A 15,827-nucleotide genomic window follows, 5' to 3' on the forward strand; every position below is an offset into this window, starting at 1 on the left:
GGCCTTACTTCCCCGGCACCGGACAGGCCAGGTCACCTTCCTCGCAGGACAGATAACCCTTCAGCGTCTCGTTGCGCGTCTTGGTCAGATCGTCGAGGCAGGTCGACACGACCATCGGATACACGCTGCCGCCTTCGGCGTTCGCGCTGGAGAAGTTGCATTCGGCGTCGCGGTAGGCGATCCACGCACGCTGCGCGTTCACGAGTTTCTCCGCGAGCGGCTTCGCATCGCGCAGCCGTGCGGTGACGGCCTGGTAAGTGCGGTTCAGGTCCGCGTCGGATTTCTTGTACGCGCGATCGGCGCACGCCGTCATCGCCGCCTGATCCGTCGCATCGGCACAATTCGCCTGCGCATGGGCAACGTTCGCCGTCAGCGCCAGCGCGCACAGCAGACCGGTCAAGACACGCATGGATGCTCCTGTTTGTTTTCGTTGAAGTCGTGGAACGTGATGCCGGGCTTGCCGCCGCGCCTCGGTGCGCGACCTCGCCGGCCGATGGGCGCGACCTCCGTCGCGGCCGCCGCAGCGTGGCAATGCCGACCGCGATGCTAGCGCACACGCGATGGATTGTCAGCCCGCGCCACGCTTGCCGCGCACGCAAAAAAGCCCGCACTCGACACGAGTGCGGGCTTTTCGCTACGGCTTTGCAGGCGGCCCGGCGGCCGCGCGGCGAACGGCTTGCTTAGTGACCGAAGTACACCGACGAACGATCGGCTGCTGCCGGCACGACCACGCGCTGGCCCGACTGCGACGACGCGACCGGGCTCGGGCCGTAACCCGTTGCGTCACCCTGCGCACCGGTGTTCTGTGCCGCGGCGATCTTTGCCTGTGCGGCCTGGATGTTTTCCGGATAGTTCATCCAGTCGTTCGGGTTGTAACCGGCCTTTTCGAGCTGGACCAACTCGGCACGCACTTGCGCGCGCGTCAGCGGCTGCTGGTTCGATTGGGCGAACGAGACGACCGGTGCGGCCACCAGAGCGGCCAGTGCAACTGCCTTGATCAGCGATTTCATGATGCGTTACCTCCAGATTGTTTTGTCAGGCGCTTCGGACTCGGTAGTCATTGCGCATGAATGGAAGTCTAGGAGGCTTGCCTATCAGGGTAAATACTTAAATCGCAAATTCACTGTTGACCGAATCCGTACAATTGCCACGTATTCGGTCGAAACATCAGAGGATTATGGCCGCATCCGAACCCAATATGCGGCAGCATGCTTTCGCCCGGGGATCGACTCGCCGGGCGGTGGACAACCGCGCCGCGGCTGCCAGGTTTGCCCCGTTCAAGGCATCAGCGAACCTGATCCGCGTCAGTGGCCCCCATGGACAGGTCGAACAGCAACGCCTTGAGGCGAATCCGGTCGTCGGCAGCCGTTTCGTCGAATGCCGCGTGGTGAAGCGCCCAGCCCGGCACCACCGGATCGGCATGCACCGCGCGCACCGTGCCGTCGAGCGTGAGCAACGCGACACGATCCTCATCCGTATACGGCAACTGCACGTGCAACGGTTCGCCGGCCGCCGCGAGCGCCCGGTCGAGCGCGATCGACAGCCCGTTCAGGCTGAGATCGCGAACGATCCCGATACCCTCCGCGTGCACCGGCCCGCCCGTGCAGCGGGCCGCGATCCGTACCTGGACGCGCGGCTCCGCGCGCGTGCGCAGCCGGTCGACGAAGCCCGGCGGCGAAAGCACCATGAACGGCGCGGCGCCCGTTGACTGCACCGCTTCGACCGTCGCGCCGAATCGCGACACCGCCGACCGGCCGATCGCAACCGCCTCGACGTCGTCGCCGTGGACAAAGTCGAGCACGACCGCCGGCTGCGGCTCGACGAACAGCGCACCCGATGCGCCGATCCCGATCAACCGGCAGCGCTGCAGCACGCGGGTCGCGCCAACCCGCCGCCGGATGCCGATCGCGGCGCCGGCCGACAGCCCCATGCGCGCGGCCCCCGGCACGGTGTCGGGCGCCGGCACGGCGGGCTCGGCGTCATCGCGCCGGCGGACGGGCTGGAAGTGATCGAACAGGAAAGCATGCTGCGCGGGATCGTGCAGCGTCGTGCCGGCGGGCAGCAGCGCGGCGCCGCCCGCATCGTAGAGATCGAAGCCGAGCGGTACGCCGGCGGGGACATCATCGCGCGCGAGCGCGACGTGATCTGTGATGTGCCGCATCGGAAGGGCGCGGAGCGACCGCGCGAGCTGTCGTGACAACGTTATTACGGCAGCATCGCGCGAAATCTGAACGTCTCGTTACTCCGAACCGCTGGTCGCACCGGGCGAAACCGGCGCCGGGGCTGGAGCCGGAGCCGCCGACGGAGCCGGTACGGCCGAAGGTGCGGCCGGGGCGGAGCCGAGGCCCCCGCCGCCCGTGTTGCCCGCAGGCGTCGCGCTGCCTCCCGCCGCCGCCGGCTGCGCGGCCTGCGGTTGCGACGCGCCCGACGACAGCGCGGCGGCCGATGCAGCCACCTCGGACGCCGGAACCCACTCCTCGACGATGCCGCCGGATGCCGCCTCGGGCGCCGACGCAGCCGATGCGGCGGACGCCGCGGCGGCGTCCGCCTCCGGCTGCCGCTCGATGCGCTGCGTTCTGACCGGCGCCGGCGCCTGCTTCGGCTCGGGCCCGAACCACCCGTCGAACAGATCCGTCACGCGTTCGCGCACCGACGCGAACCAGCCGGGCGACGGCTCGGTATCGAATTTCAGCTTCGCGTCGACGATCCGGGCGCGTTGCGCGCGCTGGAAGAAGTCGCCGACGATCGGCAGTGCGCTGTGCGCGCCTTGCCCCCAATAGTCGCTGCGCAGCGTCACGCGGCCGTCGTCGAAGCCGACCCACGCGCCGGCCACCAGCCCGGGCTGCATCAGGATGAACCAGCCGTCCGCATTGTCCTGCGTGGTCCCGGTCTTGCCGGCCACGTCGCCGCGAATGCCGAAGCGCGTGCGGATGCTGCTGCCGGTGCCGCGCGTCACCACGTCGCGCATCACGCCGAGCAGCGTCTTGTCGGTCTCGGCGTCGAGCGCGCGCTCGGGCGGCGCCGGCGCATACTCGGCGAGCACGTCGCCCTGGCGGTTCTCGATGCGCGTCACCATCTGCGGCTCGAGGTACAGCCCGCCGTTCGCGATCGTGGCGTACGACGCGACCATCTCCTTCAGCGTCACCGGGCTCGTGCCGAGCGCGAGCGACGGCACGCGCTCGAGCGGACTTTCGCGCACGCCCATGTCGCGCGCGAGCCGCGCCACCGCCGCCGGTCCGACCTTCTCCATCACCTGCGCGGTGATCCGGTTGCGCGACAGCGCGACCGCGTCGCGCAGCGTCATCGGTTTGCCCGACGGCGGCACGTCGTCATTCGGCCGCCAGATCTCGCCGCCCTTCAGCGGAATCTCGACCGCCTGGTCGATGAAGGTGTCGTCCGGCTTCATCCCGTTCGCGAACGCGACGCCGTAGACGAACGGCTTGAAGGTCGAGCCCGGCTGACGCCGCGCCTGAGCGACGTGATCGAACGGCTCGTTGGTGAAGTCGCGGCTGCCGACCCACGCGCGGATCTGCCCGTCACGCGGATCGATCGCGACGAAGCCGGCCTGCACGTCGGTCTTCGCCTTGCACAGCGCGCGCATGAAACCGCGGTCGGCGGCGAGTTGCTTCATCGCGACGGCATCGTTCTTGCCGGCATCCTGCGCGGCCTTGTACTCGGGCGATTCGCGCATGAAGGTGCGGAACACCTCGTTGTCGGTGCCGCAACCGTCGCGGCCGCTCCACGCGTTGTTCGCGATGCCCTGCAACTGGTTCGCCTGCAGCGTCAGCGCCTGGGTCGCCATCTGCTGCAGCCGCGAATCGATCGTAGTGCGCACGACCAGCCCGTCCGAGTAGATGTTGTAGTCGTTGCGGTCGGCCCAGCCGATCAGCCATTTGCGGAGTTGCTGCGCGAAGTGCGGCGCAGGCCCGGGCGGTTCCTTCTGGCGCTCGAAATCGATGCGCAGCGGCCGGCGCTGCAACTGCGCGAACTGCGCCGGCGACAGCTTGCCGTACTTCACCATCTGGCCGAGCACCGTGTTGCGCCGCTGCAGCGCGCGCTCGGGGTTCAACACCGGGTTGTAGTAGCTGTTGCCCTTCAGCATCCCGACGAGCGTTGCGCTGTCCAGCACGTCGAGCTCGTCGGCCGACTTGTCGAAATAGGTGCGCGCTGCCATCTCGACGCCGTACGCGTTGTACAGGAACGGCACCGTGTTCAGGTAGGTCTCGAGGATCTGGTCCTTGCTGTACACGGCCTCGATCTTCAGCGCGGTGATCGCCTCCTTCACCTTGCGCGTGAGCGTCGGCGCGCGGCCGATCTCGTCCGGATACAGGTTGCGTGCGAGCTGCTGCGTGATCGTCGAGCCGCCCTGGCGGCTGCCCGAGAACGTATGGAGCGCGGCCGACGCCGTGCGCTTCCAGTCGAGGCCGTGGTGCTCGTAGAAGCGATGGTCCTCGGTCGCGATCAGCGCGTCGACCATGTGCGGCGAGATCTGCTTGAGCGACACCCATTCGCGGTTCGACGGCTTGAATTCCGCCAGCACCTTGCCGTCGGCGGACAGCACCTGCGCGGGCTGGTCGACGCGTGCCTTGCGGATGTCGCCGATGCCGGGCGTGAACGGAATCAGCACCAGCACGTACAGCAGCAGCAGCGCCGGCACGGCGGCGGCCGCGCGCAGCACGCCGCGGCGCGTCGGATGACGGAGATGGCGCCAGGCGATGGCCAGGACACGCTTGACGGGCACGGCGGCAGCGGCCGCGACGGGTTGGGCGCGCGCGACCCATTTGGCACAGAGGTCACGCACTGACGACACGTTTCGGCGATTCACGCGGGTGGGGGATCTGCTGGAAAGGCTGCATCGTACCAAAACTCGCGCGGCCCACCGGCCCGCGGCAGTCCCGGGCCCGTGCGAACGGCGCCGGATCGCGCATCTTTACAACAAAAAAGGCGCGCGCCCCGTAAAGGAACCGCGCGCCAAGCCTGGTACAACCGGGTGCCGTACGCGACGCTCAGCGCACGAGAAAACCGTAGGTCAACGGATCGCGCTCGTCGACGATCCAGTTCGCGAACCCGCAGATGTGCGCGCTGCCCTCCACTTCCGGGATCACGGCCGAAATATCGCCGACCGTCGTTTCGCGCAGCACGCGCCCCTTGAACACAGTGCCGACGATCGACTCGTTGACGAGCGTGTCGCCGGCCGCCAGCAGGCCGCGCTGGTACAACTGCGCGACGCGCCCGCCGGTGCCGGAGCCGGTCGGCGAGCGGTCGACCTCGCGATCCGCGAACACGCAGCAGTTCGCCTGTGTCGAGTCCGGATGGCGCGGCGCGTTCGCGATGATCGTGCCGTAGATATGGTTGATGTCGGGGATCTCCGGATGCACGACCGGATATTTCGCGTTCGCGGCGGCCTTCACTTCGGCGCCGAAGCGGATCAGTTTTTCCACCGCCGCTTCGCGCACCGGCAGGTCGAACGGCGCGCCGTCGACGTAGAAATAGAATGCGCCGCCGTACGCGATGTCGCCGGTCACGGTACCGAAAGACGGCGTGTCGACCGACACGTCGCGCTGCCAGATGAACGACGGCACGTTGACGAAGCGCACCGGCCCCGCGTGTTCGCCGTCCCATTTCACGAACGCCTCGATGAAACCGCACGGCGCGTCGATGCCGACGCGCGTCTCCGGCACCGTGCGCTGCACCCAGCCGAGCTCGACCGCGGCGGTCGACAGCGCGATGATGCCGTGTCCGCAATGGTCGCTGTAGCCTTCGTTGTGCACGAATATCACGCCGAAATCCGCGTTCGCCGACACCGGCTCGGTGAGGTAGCCGCCGTACATGTCGGCGTGGCCGCGCGGCTCGAACATCAGCGCCGTGCGGATCTCGTCGGCGTTCTCCTTGAGCCACGCGCGGCGCTTGACGATCGTGTCGCCGGGCAGGCGCGGCAGCCCGCTCGTGACGATGCGGAACGCTTCGCCGCCGGTATGGACCTCGACGGTGGAAATGGATCGGGAAATTTTCATGGAGGATCGAAGGCGTGAAAACGAAGGACGGCGCCGCGGCACCGTCCGGTGACGGATTACTTGGCGTACGGCTCGGGCAGGCCGTTGCGGATCACGTAGACGGTGGTCGGCGCGCCCTTCAGGTCGCCGCGTTCGTCGAACGAATAGGTGCCCGCGACGCCCGCGTAGTTCGACTTCGCCAACTGCGCGATCAACTTCGCCTTGTCCGTGGTCGTGCCGGCCTTGACCATCGCGTCGGCGAGCAGCTTCATGCCGTCGTAGTAGTTGACGCCGTAGACCTGCGTGTCCGTGTGATAGGTATCGTGGTACTTCTTCAGGAATTCGCGGCCGGCCGGCGTCTTCTCGAGCGCGACACCGCCCTGCGCACAGTAGACGATCGACGCGGCCTCGCCCGCGACCTTGCCCATGTCGGCCGAGCAGATGCCGTCGCCGCCGAGCAGCTTCGCGCGCAACCCGCGCTGCTTCATTTGCTTCGCCATCGGCGCGCCTTGCGCCGCATAACCGCCGAGGAAGATCACGTCGGGATTGCTGGCCTTGATCTTGGTGAGAATGCCGAGGAAATCGGTCGCCGACGAGTTCGTGTACTCCTGGTCGACGATCTTGATCCCGTTCGCCTTCGCGACGTTCATGAACTGTTCCGCAACGCCCTGCCCGTACGCGGTGCGATCGTCGATGACGGCGGCGGTTTTCGCGTTCAGCGTCTTCGCGGCGAAAGTCGCCATCGTGCCGCCGAGCTGTTCGTCGCTCGCGCCGATCCGGAAGATGTTCTTGAAGCCCTGCCGCGTGAGCGCCGGGTTCGACGCGACCGGCAGGATCGGTACGCCCGCGTTGCTGTATACGCGCGACGCCGGAATGGCGACACCCGAGTTGTACGGCCCGAGCACCGCGACGACGCCCTTGTCGACCAGGTTCTGCGCGACCTGCACGCCCGCCTTCGGGTCGGCCTGGTCGTCCTCGGACACCAGCTTGAACGTGACCGTCTTGCCGGCCACTTTCACGCCGGCCTTGTTGAGCTCCTCGACGGCGAGGCGTGCGCCATTTTCATTGTCCTTGCCGTTCGCGGCCTGCGGGCCGGTCAGCGGTGCCGAATGACCGATCATCACGACTTCCTGCGCGTGCGCGGAAGTCAGCGCGCCGGCGGCAACGGCCACCGAGAGCGCGGTAACGAAGTGTCGCATGGTGTCTCCTGATTGGTTTTGTGTGAAACCAATGTAGGACACATGTGGTCATGACGCAAGCAGTTTCAAAATGATTTTTGTGCTTTTGGTCATTTTTAAGACCAGACTGACGGGATGCAGGTCATTTCGGCGTGATGTCTCGCCGCACACGAAGAATGTGCTGTTCGACGTAGAAGGCGGCCGCATCGGCGTCGCCCGACACGATCGCCTCGTAGATCAGCCGGTGCTCGGACACGTAGAGCCGGATCCGGCCCGCGTCGTAGATGCCATCGTCCTTCAGCCGCTTCCACAGGGGCTGGTCCATCGTCTTCGCGACTTCCTCCGCGATCTTCACGATCAGCGCGTCGCCGGTCATCAACGCGAGCTGCCGATGGAACAGCCGGTCGCTCTCGTTCCACAGCGCCCGCTGCTGCGGATCGTCGATGTCGGCGATGGTTTCCATCTGCGCGAGATAGCCTTCGGCGACGGGATCGGCGCGCCCGTGCGCGGCGGCGAGGCGCGCGATCGCCGGCTCGAGGATGAGCCGCACGTCGAGCGTCGACGTCGGACTGAAGTCGGCGTCGGGCACGCTGCGCGTGTCGCCGCGCTGCGCGAGCACGTCGAGCGGCGCCGGCACGACGTAGGTGCCCGAATTGCGCTTCGTGAACACCAGCCCTTCGTTCTGCAGCGCGCCGAGCGCCTCGCGCACGGCCGGTCGGCCGACCTGGAACAGCGCCGCGAGTTCGCGCTCCGACGGCAGCCTCGAATCGGCCGCATAGCGCCCCGCGCGGATCTCGTCGCGGATTTTCTCGGCGACCTGTTCGTAGATCTGCAACGGTCGGAAACCGGCTTCGAGCGATTCGGGACGTGCGGACATCATCTGGGGCTCCTGCCCGGGCGGGTGGTGGACGGGGAAACGGGTTCGCACTATACCGGAGCGATACCGGAGCCGGCGTGCGCGACGCCCATCTGGACGGATATTAGAACCAAAATTGACGGTCCGCTTGTTTTTCCGGCTTGCCTGCCGACGATCAACTGGTATAGATTTGATCCAGAATGACTGCCGTCTCGATATTTGGCAGCCTCCGTGGCGAGCGCGGCATGCGCCCGTCGTCCACGCCCACCGACACAAAACCGATCGATACGATGACCGCTCTCCCCCGGATTCCCGCGTTCGACGCCGCCGAAACGGCCGCGCTGCTCGACTACCCCGCGCTGCTCGCCACGCTCGCACACGCCGTCGCCGAATACGCGGCGGGCGAGATCGTCAGCCCCGAACGCCTGGTCGTGCCGCTGCAGGCGGGCGGCGTGATGCTGTCGATGCCGTCCAGCGCACGCGACCTCGCGAGCCACAAGCTCGTGAACGTGTGCCCTGGCAACGGCGCGCGCGGACTGCCGACGATCCTCGGCCAGGTGAGCGCGTACGACGCGACGACGGGCGCGCTGCGCTTCGTGCTCGATGGCCCGACGGTCACCGGGCGCCGCACGGCAGCCATTACCGCGCTCGGCATTCAGGCGCTGCACGGCGCCGCGCCCCGCGACATCCTGCTGATCGGCACCGGCAAGCAGGCGGCCAATCACGCGGAAGCGCTCGCGGCGATCTTTCCGGACGCGCGCCTGCACGTGCGTGGCTCGCGCGCCGACAGCGCGGCCGCGTTCTGCGCCACGCACCGCGCGCAGGCGCCGCAACTGGTGCCGCTCGACGGCGACGCGATTCCCGATGCGATCGACGTCGTCGTCACGCTGACGACGAGCCGCACGCCCGTCTATCGCGAAGCGGCACGCGAAGGCCGCCTCGTGGTCGGCGTCGGCGCGTTCACCGCGGATGCCGCCGAGATCGACGCCGACACCGTGCGCCACAGCCGCCTCGTCGTCGACGACCCGGCCGGCGCGCGCCACGAGGCCGGCGACCTGATCGTCGCGCAGGTCGACTGGCGGCAGGTCGCATCGCTCGCCGACGTGTTGCGCGGCGCCTTCGAGCGCAGCGGGCCGCTGCTGTTCAAAACGGTCGGCTGCGCCGCGTGGGATCTGGCCGCGTGCCGCACGGCTCGCGACGCGCTGGACGCGCGCGCGGCTGGCTGATTCCACGGCGGCGGACCTCGATCCGCCATCATCTTCGCGGGCCCCACCCGGCGTCGCCGGGCAGGCGGCCTCGCCTCTTTCTCCTGTGCGTTGTAGGAAACACCCTACAACGCGTCGCAGCGGCCTACACAAACTTCCAGTTCGGCCGATTTCATTTTCGGCGGCGCAACAGGATACTGCCGGCATGAATGCCAGCCTGTCACCCGCCGACGCACTCCGGGTGTTTCTCGTCGATCACGCCATTGCCGTCCGGCAAAGGATCGCGCTGCTCGTCGGCGCGATCCGCGGCGTCGTGGTCGTCGGCGAAGCGGAAGACGGCGAGGACGCACTGACGCACATCCGCGGCAGCCACGCGGACGTCGTGATCGTCGACCTGCGACTCGCGGACGGCAGCGGTCTCGAGCTGATCGGGATGCTGTCGAAGGCCGCGCCGCGGATCGTCACGATCGTGCTGACGAACCATTCGGCGCCGGCATTCAGGGAGGCATGTGCGACGGCGGGAGCGGACTACTTCTTCGACAAGACCGCCGAATTCGACGCCGCATGCCACGTCATCGAATCCCTGGTGCGCGCTCGTGCGCACCGCCCCTGACCGAGCCGGAGTGACTCATGTCCACAGCCACCGCCTGCGCCGCCGCCCCATCCGTCGCGCCTCGGCCAACGATTCCGCTTCCCGCGGTCTCACGTAACGACGGCGCCAAACACCCCGCCGCGCGCTGCTCGGCTTGCCTGATGCGCTCGCTGTGCCTGCCGCCGCACCTGACCGCCGCCGAATACGGCCGACTGGACGCGATCATCTGTTCGACGCGCCAGGTTCGCCAAGGCGACGCGCTGTTCCGAACCGACGATCCATTTCACAGCATCTACGCCGTGCGCGCGGGCTCGTTCAAGACGGTGATGATGCATCGCGACGGCCGCGAGCACGTGACCGGCTTCCAGATCGCGGGCGAAACGCTCGGCATGGACGGCATCGGCGGTGGCCAGCACTGCTGCGACGCGATCGCGCTCGAGGACAGCGTCGTATGCGTCATCCCGTTCGGCGCGCTCGAGGCGGCGTGCCGCGAAATGAAGCCGATGCAGCATTTCCTCTACCAGATGCTGAGCAGCGAGATCGTCCGCGAGTCGAGCCAGATGCTGCTGCTCGGCACGATGTCGGCCGAGCAGCGCGTCGCGCATTTCCTGCTGAACCTGTCGTCGCGCTTCGAGGCGCGCGGCTATTCGGCATCGGAATTCAACCTGCGGATGACGCGCGAGGAGATCGGCTGCTATCTCGGCATGAAGCTCGAGACCGTCAGCCGGATGTTCTCGCGGTTTCATCGGGATTCACTCGTCGAGACGCGCGGCAAGCGCGTGCGGATCATCGACGCGCAGGCGCTCGCGCAGGTGTGACGCACGGCGCGTCGCGCGTCATTGCGCGGTGGCGCCCGGCGTGAGCGCATGCAGCACGACCGCCCCGGATTCGCCCGCCTGCGATACGGACAGGGTCTGCTCGGCCAGCGCGAACACGCGGCCAAGCACCTCGATCACGTCGTCGCCAGTGCCGCTCGGCAGCGATACCGGCGAGCGGCCGCGCATGGCCAGCTCGAGCCGCACGTCGTAGGTCCGGCCGCCGTCCACGCGCGGGCGCAATTCGATCACCAGACGGCAATCCTCCAGCCGTGCGCGGAATCGTTCCAGCCGCACCAGTTGCACCGCCGCTTCTGCTTCCAGCGCAGCGGAACCTGCGAATCCGACGCAGACGATCTGCATGCCCACGCCCATGGCGCTTCTCCCGACGCGGTCGCCGCTCGTCGACGGCGTTGCCTGTTCCTGTGTCTCCGTGCCTCGGTGTCCCACGCGCGGCACGATCCTGCTTCACGCAGCGCGATGACGGCCGCGGCGATTACTGCCCTGGCAGCCTTGCATTCGCGCGTCCATCGGCACGATACGGTTCAAACGTTGAATGTCTGCGACGCCTTCATTTCGATCCATGTCATCCCGGCCCGCAACCCTTCGATCGCCGCCTCGTACTCGGTCGGGTACGCATGACTGTGCTCGAACGTGTGGTGAAAGCGCGCTGGCCCGGTGCCATGCTCGACCGACACACGACATCGGAACTCGCCGGATTCACACCGCCGCGTCTCGATCTCGACCGACCAGTCGCGCTCATGAATCGTGCCTTGCAGTGTCATGCCTCCTCCTGCGGTATCAATCACCCATCCGAAAGTGACCGCTGTGCAGCAACACCGGCCGGCCGCCGATTTCGTCGAGCATCCGTCGCGCCATCGCCTCGATCGCCGAACGGTGCGCTTCGAACGCATGCAGCAAATCCCGCTCGAGCAGCGACGGCGCACCGAAATGGTCTTCCAGCGCCTCGGCCGTGATCGCGCACTGCACGCAGCGGCCGTCGACGAGCGCCGAAAACGCGACGACCAGATCGCGTGCGCAATATTCGGGCGGTTCTGGTGGAAAGGCTATCTGCATCTGTGCGCCTGTCATCGTCGGGACGATTCATGACGTGAGCATAACGGCCCACGCCGCCGCACGCTTGACCCACGTCAACCGGTTCGCTGCACCTCACGCGGCGGCGCAACGTCGCGCCGCCCGACGGCGGTTCAGCCCGCATCCGCATCGATCGCCGCACCGCGCTCCGCCAGCAGTTCGCGCAGCACGCTGCGATGGCAGCGGCGCTCGTCCTCGCAGTAGCAGCCGATCGAAAACGCGCTCGTCGCCGACAACGCGGCGAGCAGGTCCAGCACCTTCGACGCGTCGCCATGCGCCATTTCCGCTCGGAAGTGGCGCGTGAACGCGCGCCATTCGGCGTCGGTTTCGGCAGCCTGCGCCTGCGCGACCAGCTCGGGGCTCGGCGACAGCGTCGGCAGCCATACATCATAGTAGTCGCGCGATGCGAATTCCGCCTTGGGAACGCCGCGCGGCGGTCGCCGCACCGTGCCGATCCGCAGGCCCTCGCCGGCCGTGCGCGGCGTGCCGAGCCGTACGATTCGAATAGCCATGCCGCTCCTTCATCATGCGTTCGATCCGCCATCGTACCGCCGCGCCGCCGCCGCGCAAGAAAAAACCGGCTGCCTCCACGACGGAGACAGCCGGTTTCGGCGATGCGATCGTGCGCCCGCGGGCGCGCCGTCAGACGCCGCTCTTCAGCACCTTGCCGATCGCGTCCGCAACGATGCCGACGTTCGAATCGTTCAGCCCCGCGACGCACATGCGCCCGGAACGCAGGATGTACACGCCATGCACTTCGCGCAGCGCGTCGACCTGCGATTCGGTCAGGCCCGTGTACGTGAACATCCCGCGCTGTTTCACGTAGCGCGTCAGCGCTTCGCCGCTGACGTGGTCGCGCAGGCCGTCGTGGATCGACTGGCGCATCCGCGCGATGCGGCGGCACATCGCGGCGAGCTCTTCTTCCCACTGCTTGCGCAACGCGGGCGTGTTCAGCACGGTCGCCACGACCTTGGCGCCGTAGGTTTGCGGGTTGCTGTAGTTCGAGCGCACCGCGCCGGCCAGCTGGCCCAGCACGCGCTCGGCCGCGGCCGCATCCTCGCAGACGACGCTCAGGCCGCCGACGCGCTCGCCGTACAACGAGAAATTCTTCGAGAACGAGTTCGCGACGAGTGCCGGCACGCCGCGGCGGGCCAGTTCGCGCACCGCGAACGCGTCTGCGTCGAGGCCTGCGCCGAAGCCCTGGTACGCCATGTCGACGAACGGCAGCAGCCCGCGTGCCTCGATCACGTCGATCAGCTTCTCCCACTGGCCTTCGTCGAGATCGACACCGGTCGGGTTATGGCAGCACGCGTGCAGCAGCACGATGCTGCGCGGCGGCAGCGCGTCGATCGCCGCGAGCATCGCGTCGAACTTCAGGCCGCCCGTCGCTTCGTCGTAGTACGGGTACGTGTTCACCGTGAAGCCCGCACGCTCGAAGATGAAGCGGTGATTTTCCCAGCTCGGGTCGCTGAGCCACACCTGCGCGTCCGGGAAGTAGCGCTTCAGGAAATCGGCGCCCACCTTCAGCGCGCCCGAACCGCCGAGCGTCTGCACGGTCGCGATGCGGCCGGCCGCGCGCGCCGGATGATCGGCGCCGAACACGAGCGCCTGCACGGCGTCGCGATAGGCGGCCAGGCCGACCATCGGCAGATAGGGCTTCGGGCCGAGGTCGCGCTGCAGCGCGGTTTCGGCTTCGCGCACGGCGCCCATCACGGGAATCCGGCCTTCGGCATCGAAATAGATGCCGATGCTCAGGTTGACCTTCTGATCGCGCGGATCTTTCTGGAAGTTCTCGTTGAGCGTCAGGATCGGATCGCCCGGGTACGCGTCGATGTGTTCGAACATGGCTATGTCGGTCTCGTTTGGAAGAGTGGTCGTGGTGCCCGTGTCAGCCGGCGGACGCGCCGTCGCGGATCGCGTAGCCCGCATTCTTCTGACGGAAGCGATACCCGATCGCGAGCACCGCGAGCCATACGGGGATCAGGTACACCGACAGGCGGAGATCCGGCGTCAGGTACATCACGACGAGAATGCCGGCCATGAACGCCAGGCACAGGTAATTCGTGAAAGGATAGCCCAGACTACGGAAGGAAGTCTGCTCTCCGGCGATGCGCTTGGCCTGGCGGAACTTCAGGTGGATCAGCGTGATCATCGCCCAGTTGATGATCAGCGCCGACACGACGAGGCCCATCAGCACTTCGAACGCCTTGCCCGGCATGAAGTAGTTGACCACCACGCACGCGCCGGTCGCGAGCGCCGACGCGCCGAGCGCGGCGAGCGGAATGCCGCGCTTGTTCACCGAGCACAGCACCTTGGGCGCGTTGCCTTGCTTCGCGAGGCCGAACAGCATCCGGCTGTTGCTGTACACGCCGCTGTTGTAGACCGACAGCGCGGCCGTCAGCACGACCACGTTCAGCACGTTGGCGACCACGTTGCTGCTCAGCGCGTGGAAGATCAGCACGAACGGGCTGCCGCCGGTGACGACTTTTTCCCACGGATACAGCGACAGCAGCACCGCCAGTGCGCCGATGTAGAAAATCAGGATCCGGTAGATCACCTGGTTGGTCGCGCGCGGAATGCTGTGCTTCGGATCGTCGGCCTCGGCCGCGGTGATGCCGATCAGCTCCAGTCCGCCGAACGAGAACATGATCGCGGCCATCGACATCACGAGCCCCGACACGCCGTTCGGGAAGAAGCCGCCGTGCTGCCACAGGTTCGCGATGCTCGCTTCCGGCCCCGCATGACCGCTCGCGAGCAGCCAGCCGCCGAAGCCGATCATCCCGACGATCGCGGCGACCTTGATGATCGAGAACCAGAATTCGGTCTCGCCGTACGATTTCACGCTCGCCAGGTTGAGAAGGTTGATCGCGACGAAGAACACCAGCGCCGACACCCAGGTCGGCACGCCGGGCCACCAGTACTGCACGTAGATCCCGACGGCCGACAGCTCGGCCATGCTGACGAGGATGTACAGCACCCAGTAGTTCCAGCCGGACAGGAAGCCGGTGAAGTGGCCGACGTACTTGTCGGCGAAGTAGCTGAACGAGCCGGCGACCGGCTCGTCGACGACCATCTCGCCGAGCTGGCGCATGATGAAGAACGCGACGATGCCGGCCACCGCGTAGCCGAGCAGCACGGACGGGCCGGCCATCTTGATCGTCTGCGCAATGCCGAGGAACAGCCCCGTGCCGAGCGCGCCGCCGAGCGCGATCAGCTGGATGTGCCGGTTCTTCAGCCCCCGCTTCAGGCCGTCCTTCTCGTTTCCAGAAACCATGTCTTCTCCATTCTGCCCGCCGCCGCCGGAAGCGGTGCGGCGCGCCTTGGTGTGCCGGGCGCTGTTTTGCTGTGCCGGCGGCCGTTCGTGGAGCCGCCGGGTTGGGGACTGCAATCTTCGCGCGGCAACACCCGTTTCCTGTCGGCAGGCCCGCCAGACCGGCCGCCGACCGTCGCCCTCGCCTGCATTGCTGCGGGCGCACACGAAAATCCGGCGTCAGTTTAGCGTCGCGGCAGCGAAATCGGGTTGCGTAACCCGCTCATGCAAACCCTACATTATGAGATAAGATTGCATCCGGGAGACAGATGAGGAAACAAAAATGCCTGAACCGGTTCTCGATCGCATCGATCGCCACTTGCTGTCGGTGCTGCAGGAGAACGGCCGCGCGTCGAACCTCGACCTCGCGAAGGCCGTCGGCCTGTCGCCCGCGCAGACGCTGCGACGCCACCGGCGGCTGGAGGAAATCGGCGCGATCCGCCGTTACGAGACCCGCCTGTGCCCCGACACGCTCGGGTTCGGCGTCACCGCGTTCGTGCACGTGACGATGGAACGCGGGCATATCCGCGACCTGTCGAAGTTCCAGAAGCTCGTGTCGGATCTCGCGCAGATCCAGGAATGTTTCTCGGTGACGGGCGATATCGACTACGTGCTGAAGGTCGTCGCGCACGACCTGAAGGGGCTGTCCACGTTCCTGCTCGAAACCCTGATGCGAATCCCCGGCGTGAGCGGCGTGCATTCCAGCGTGTGCCTCGACGAGATCAAGTGCACGAGTGCGATGCCGGTGGAAAGCTGACACGGCACTGCGCGACCGCCCGGGCG

The 15,827-nt window shown here is 67.2% G+C and carries 17 protein-coding genes; 4 read left to right on the forward strand and 13 right to left on the reverse strand.

Going from position 1 to position 15,827, the window contains the following annotated elements:
* Positions 1 to 4 precede the first annotated feature (4 nt).
* From BTE28158_RS09185 to BTE28158_RS09215, 7 genes are all read right to left on the reverse strand, one after another.
* Entirely contained in the window at positions 5 to 409 is a 405-nt protein-coding gene (locus tag BTE28158_RS09185) for a lysozyme inhibitor LprI family protein (protein WP_059599432.1), read from the reverse strand.
* A 271-nt stretch (positions 410 to 680) separates the two neighbouring features.
* Positions 681 to 1,010: a DUF4148 domain-containing protein gene (locus BTE28158_RS09190; RefSeq protein WP_151052432.1), complete on the reverse strand. Its 330-nt coding sequence runs from the start codon at positions 1,008 to 1,010 to the stop codon at positions 681 to 683.
* A gap of 275 nt (positions 1,011 to 1,285) precedes the next feature.
* Entirely contained in the window at positions 1,286 to 2,161 is an 876-nt protein-coding gene (locus BTE28158_RS09195; protein ID WP_174919818.1) for a PilZ domain-containing protein, read from the reverse strand.
* A 78-nt stretch (positions 2,162 to 2,239) separates the two neighbouring features.
* Positions 2,240 to 4,810, reverse strand: a complete 2,571-nt coding sequence (locus BTE28158_RS09200) for a penicillin-binding protein 1A (protein WP_174919820.1) — start codon at positions 4,808 to 4,810, stop codon at positions 2,240 to 2,242.
* 196 nt (positions 4,811 to 5,006) lie between these two features.
* Complete coding sequence (lhpH, locus tag BTE28158_RS09205) at positions 5,007 to 6,014, reverse strand: trans-3-hydroxy-L-proline dehydratase (protein WP_059599428.1); 1,008 nt, start codon at positions 6,012 to 6,014, stop codon at positions 5,007 to 5,009.
* Between the two features lie 56 nt (positions 6,015 to 6,070).
* On the reverse strand, positions 6,071 to 7,192 hold the full coding sequence (locus BTE28158_RS09210) for a branched-chain amino acid ABC transporter substrate-binding protein (RefSeq protein WP_059450263.1): 1,122 nt from the start codon (positions 7,190 to 7,192) through the stop codon (positions 6,071 to 6,073).
* 121 nt (positions 7,193 to 7,313) lie between these two features.
* A complete protein-coding gene (locus BTE28158_RS09215; protein ID WP_059599427.1) occupies positions 7,314 to 8,051 on the reverse strand; it encodes a FadR/GntR family transcriptional regulator in 738 nt (245 codons plus the stop codon).
* Between the two features lie 266 nt (positions 8,052 to 8,317).
* On the opposite strand from BTE28158_RS09215, the gene lhpI reads away from it, so the two are divergent.
* From lhpI to BTE28158_RS09230, 3 genes are all read left to right on the forward strand, one after another.
* Positions 8,318 to 9,253, forward strand: a complete 936-nt coding sequence (lhpI, locus tag BTE28158_RS09220; protein WP_151050936.1) for a bifunctional Delta(1)-pyrroline-2-carboxylate/Delta(1)-piperideine-2-carboxylate reductase — start codon at positions 8,318 to 8,320, stop codon at positions 9,251 to 9,253.
* Positions 9,254 to 9,437: 184 nt separating this feature from the next.
* Positions 9,438 to 9,845, forward strand: a complete 408-nt coding sequence (locus BTE28158_RS09225; protein ID WP_059599426.1) for a response regulator transcription factor — start codon at positions 9,438 to 9,440, stop codon at positions 9,843 to 9,845.
* Between the two features lie 17 nt (positions 9,846 to 9,862).
* A complete protein-coding gene (locus BTE28158_RS09230) occupies positions 9,863 to 10,642 on the forward strand; it encodes a helix-turn-helix domain-containing protein (protein WP_059599425.1) in 780 nt (259 codons plus the stop codon).
* An 18-nt stretch (positions 10,643 to 10,660) separates the two neighbouring features.
* Here the strand turns inward: BTE28158_RS09230 and BTE28158_RS09235 are convergent, their stop codons facing one another.
* The 6 genes from BTE28158_RS09235 to BTE28158_RS09260 form a co-directional block, all read right to left on the reverse strand.
* On the reverse strand, positions 10,661 to 11,014 hold the full coding sequence (locus tag BTE28158_RS09235) for a metal ABC transporter ATPase (RefSeq protein WP_124623934.1): 354 nt from the start codon (positions 11,012 to 11,014) through the stop codon (positions 10,661 to 10,663).
* A 170-nt stretch (positions 11,015 to 11,184) separates the two neighbouring features.
* Complete coding sequence (locus tag BTE28158_RS09240; protein ID WP_059599423.1) at positions 11,185 to 11,424, reverse strand: hypothetical protein; 240 nt, start codon at positions 11,422 to 11,424, stop codon at positions 11,185 to 11,187.
* Positions 11,425 to 11,440: 16 nt separating this feature from the next.
* Positions 11,441 to 11,731 carry a DUF1488 family protein gene (locus tag BTE28158_RS09245; protein ID WP_124623930.1) on the reverse strand — a complete coding sequence of 97 codons (291 nt, stop codon included), beginning with the start codon at positions 11,729 to 11,731 and terminating at the stop codon, positions 11,441 to 11,443.
* Positions 11,732 to 11,847: 116 nt separating this feature from the next.
* Positions 11,848 to 12,246: a DUF488 domain-containing protein gene (locus tag BTE28158_RS09250; RefSeq protein ID WP_151050938.1), complete on the reverse strand. Its 399-nt coding sequence runs from the start codon at positions 12,244 to 12,246 to the stop codon at positions 11,848 to 11,850.
* A gap of 130 nt (positions 12,247 to 12,376) precedes the next feature.
* Positions 12,377 to 13,579: an amino acid aminotransferase gene (locus BTE28158_RS09255; RefSeq protein WP_151050940.1), complete on the reverse strand. Its 1,203-nt coding sequence runs from the start codon at positions 13,577 to 13,579 to the stop codon at positions 12,377 to 12,379.
* Between the two features lie 43 nt (positions 13,580 to 13,622).
* Positions 13,623 to 15,008: an amino acid permease gene (locus tag BTE28158_RS09260; protein ID WP_059599419.1), complete on the reverse strand. Its 1,386-nt coding sequence runs from the start codon at positions 15,006 to 15,008 to the stop codon at positions 13,623 to 13,625.
* 319 nt (positions 15,009 to 15,327) lie between these two features.
* On the opposite strand from BTE28158_RS09260, the gene BTE28158_RS09265 reads away from it, so the two are divergent.
* Positions 15,328 to 15,801 carry an Lrp/AsnC family transcriptional regulator gene (locus BTE28158_RS09265; RefSeq protein ID WP_006479071.1) on the forward strand — a complete coding sequence of 158 codons (474 nt, stop codon included), beginning with the start codon at positions 15,328 to 15,330 and terminating at the stop codon, positions 15,799 to 15,801.
* Positions 15,802 to 15,827: the final 26 nt, after the last annotated feature.

The organism is Burkholderia diffusa (assembly GCF_902499115.1).
Lineage (GTDB): Bacteria > Pseudomonadota > Gammaproteobacteria > Burkholderiales > Burkholderiaceae > Burkholderia > Burkholderia diffusa.

Bases quoted from the DNA above. Each gene is read 5' to 3' on its own strand.
- BTE28158_RS09260 (WP_059599419.1), bottom strand. From the start codon at position 15,008: ATGGTTTCTGGAAACGAGAAGGACGGCCTGAAGCGGGGGCTGAAGAAC.
- lhpH (WP_059599428.1), bottom strand. From the start codon at position 6,014: ATGAAAATTTCCCGATCCATTTCCACCGTCGAGGTCCATACCGGCGGC.
- BTE28158_RS09185 (WP_059599432.1), bottom strand. From the start codon at position 409: ATGCGTGTCTTGACCGGTCTGCTGTGCGCGCTGGCGCTGACGGCGAAC.
- BTE28158_RS09195 (WP_174919818.1), bottom strand. From the start codon at position 2,161: ATGCGGCACATCACAGATCACGTCGCGCTCGCGCGCGATGATGTCCCC.
- BTE28158_RS09210 (WP_059450263.1), bottom strand. From the start codon at position 7,192: ATGCGACACTTCGTTACCGCGCTCTCGGTGGCCGTTGCCGCCGGCGCG.
- BTE28158_RS09255 (WP_151050940.1), bottom strand. From the start codon at position 13,579: ATGTTCGAACACATCGACGCGTACCCGGGCGATCCGATCCTGACGCTC.
- BTE28158_RS09230 (WP_059599425.1), top strand. From the start codon at position 9,863: ATGTCCACAGCCACCGCCTGCGCCGCCGCCCCATCCGTCGCGCCTCGG.
- BTE28158_RS09245 (WP_124623930.1), bottom strand. From the start codon at position 11,731: ATGACAGGCGCACAGATGCAGATAGCCTTTCCACCAGAACCGCCCGAA.
- BTE28158_RS09240 (WP_059599423.1), bottom strand. From the start codon at position 11,424: ATGACACTGCAAGGCACGATTCATGAGCGCGACTGGTCGGTCGAGATC.
- lhpI (WP_151050936.1), top strand. From the start codon at position 8,318: ATGACCGCTCTCCCCCGGATTCCCGCGTTCGACGCCGCCGAAACGGCC.
- BTE28158_RS09235 (WP_124623934.1), bottom strand. From the start codon at position 11,014: ATGGGCGTGGGCATGCAGATCGTCTGCGTCGGATTCGCAGGTTCCGCT.
- BTE28158_RS09215 (WP_059599427.1), bottom strand. From the start codon at position 8,051: ATGATGTCCGCACGTCCCGAATCGCTCGAAGCCGGTTTCCGACCGTTG.
- BTE28158_RS09250 (WP_151050938.1), bottom strand. From the start codon at position 12,246: ATGGCTATTCGAATCGTACGGCTCGGCACGCCGCGCACGGCCGGCGAG.
- BTE28158_RS09190 (WP_151052432.1), bottom strand. From the start codon at position 1,010: ATGAAATCGCTGATCAAGGCAGTTGCACTGGCCGCTCTGGTGGCCGCA.
- BTE28158_RS09225 (WP_059599426.1), top strand. From the start codon at position 9,438: ATGAATGCCAGCCTGTCACCCGCCGACGCACTCCGGGTGTTTCTCGTC.
- BTE28158_RS09265 (WP_006479071.1), top strand. From the start codon at position 15,328: ATGCCTGAACCGGTTCTCGATCGCATCGATCGCCACTTGCTGTCGGTG.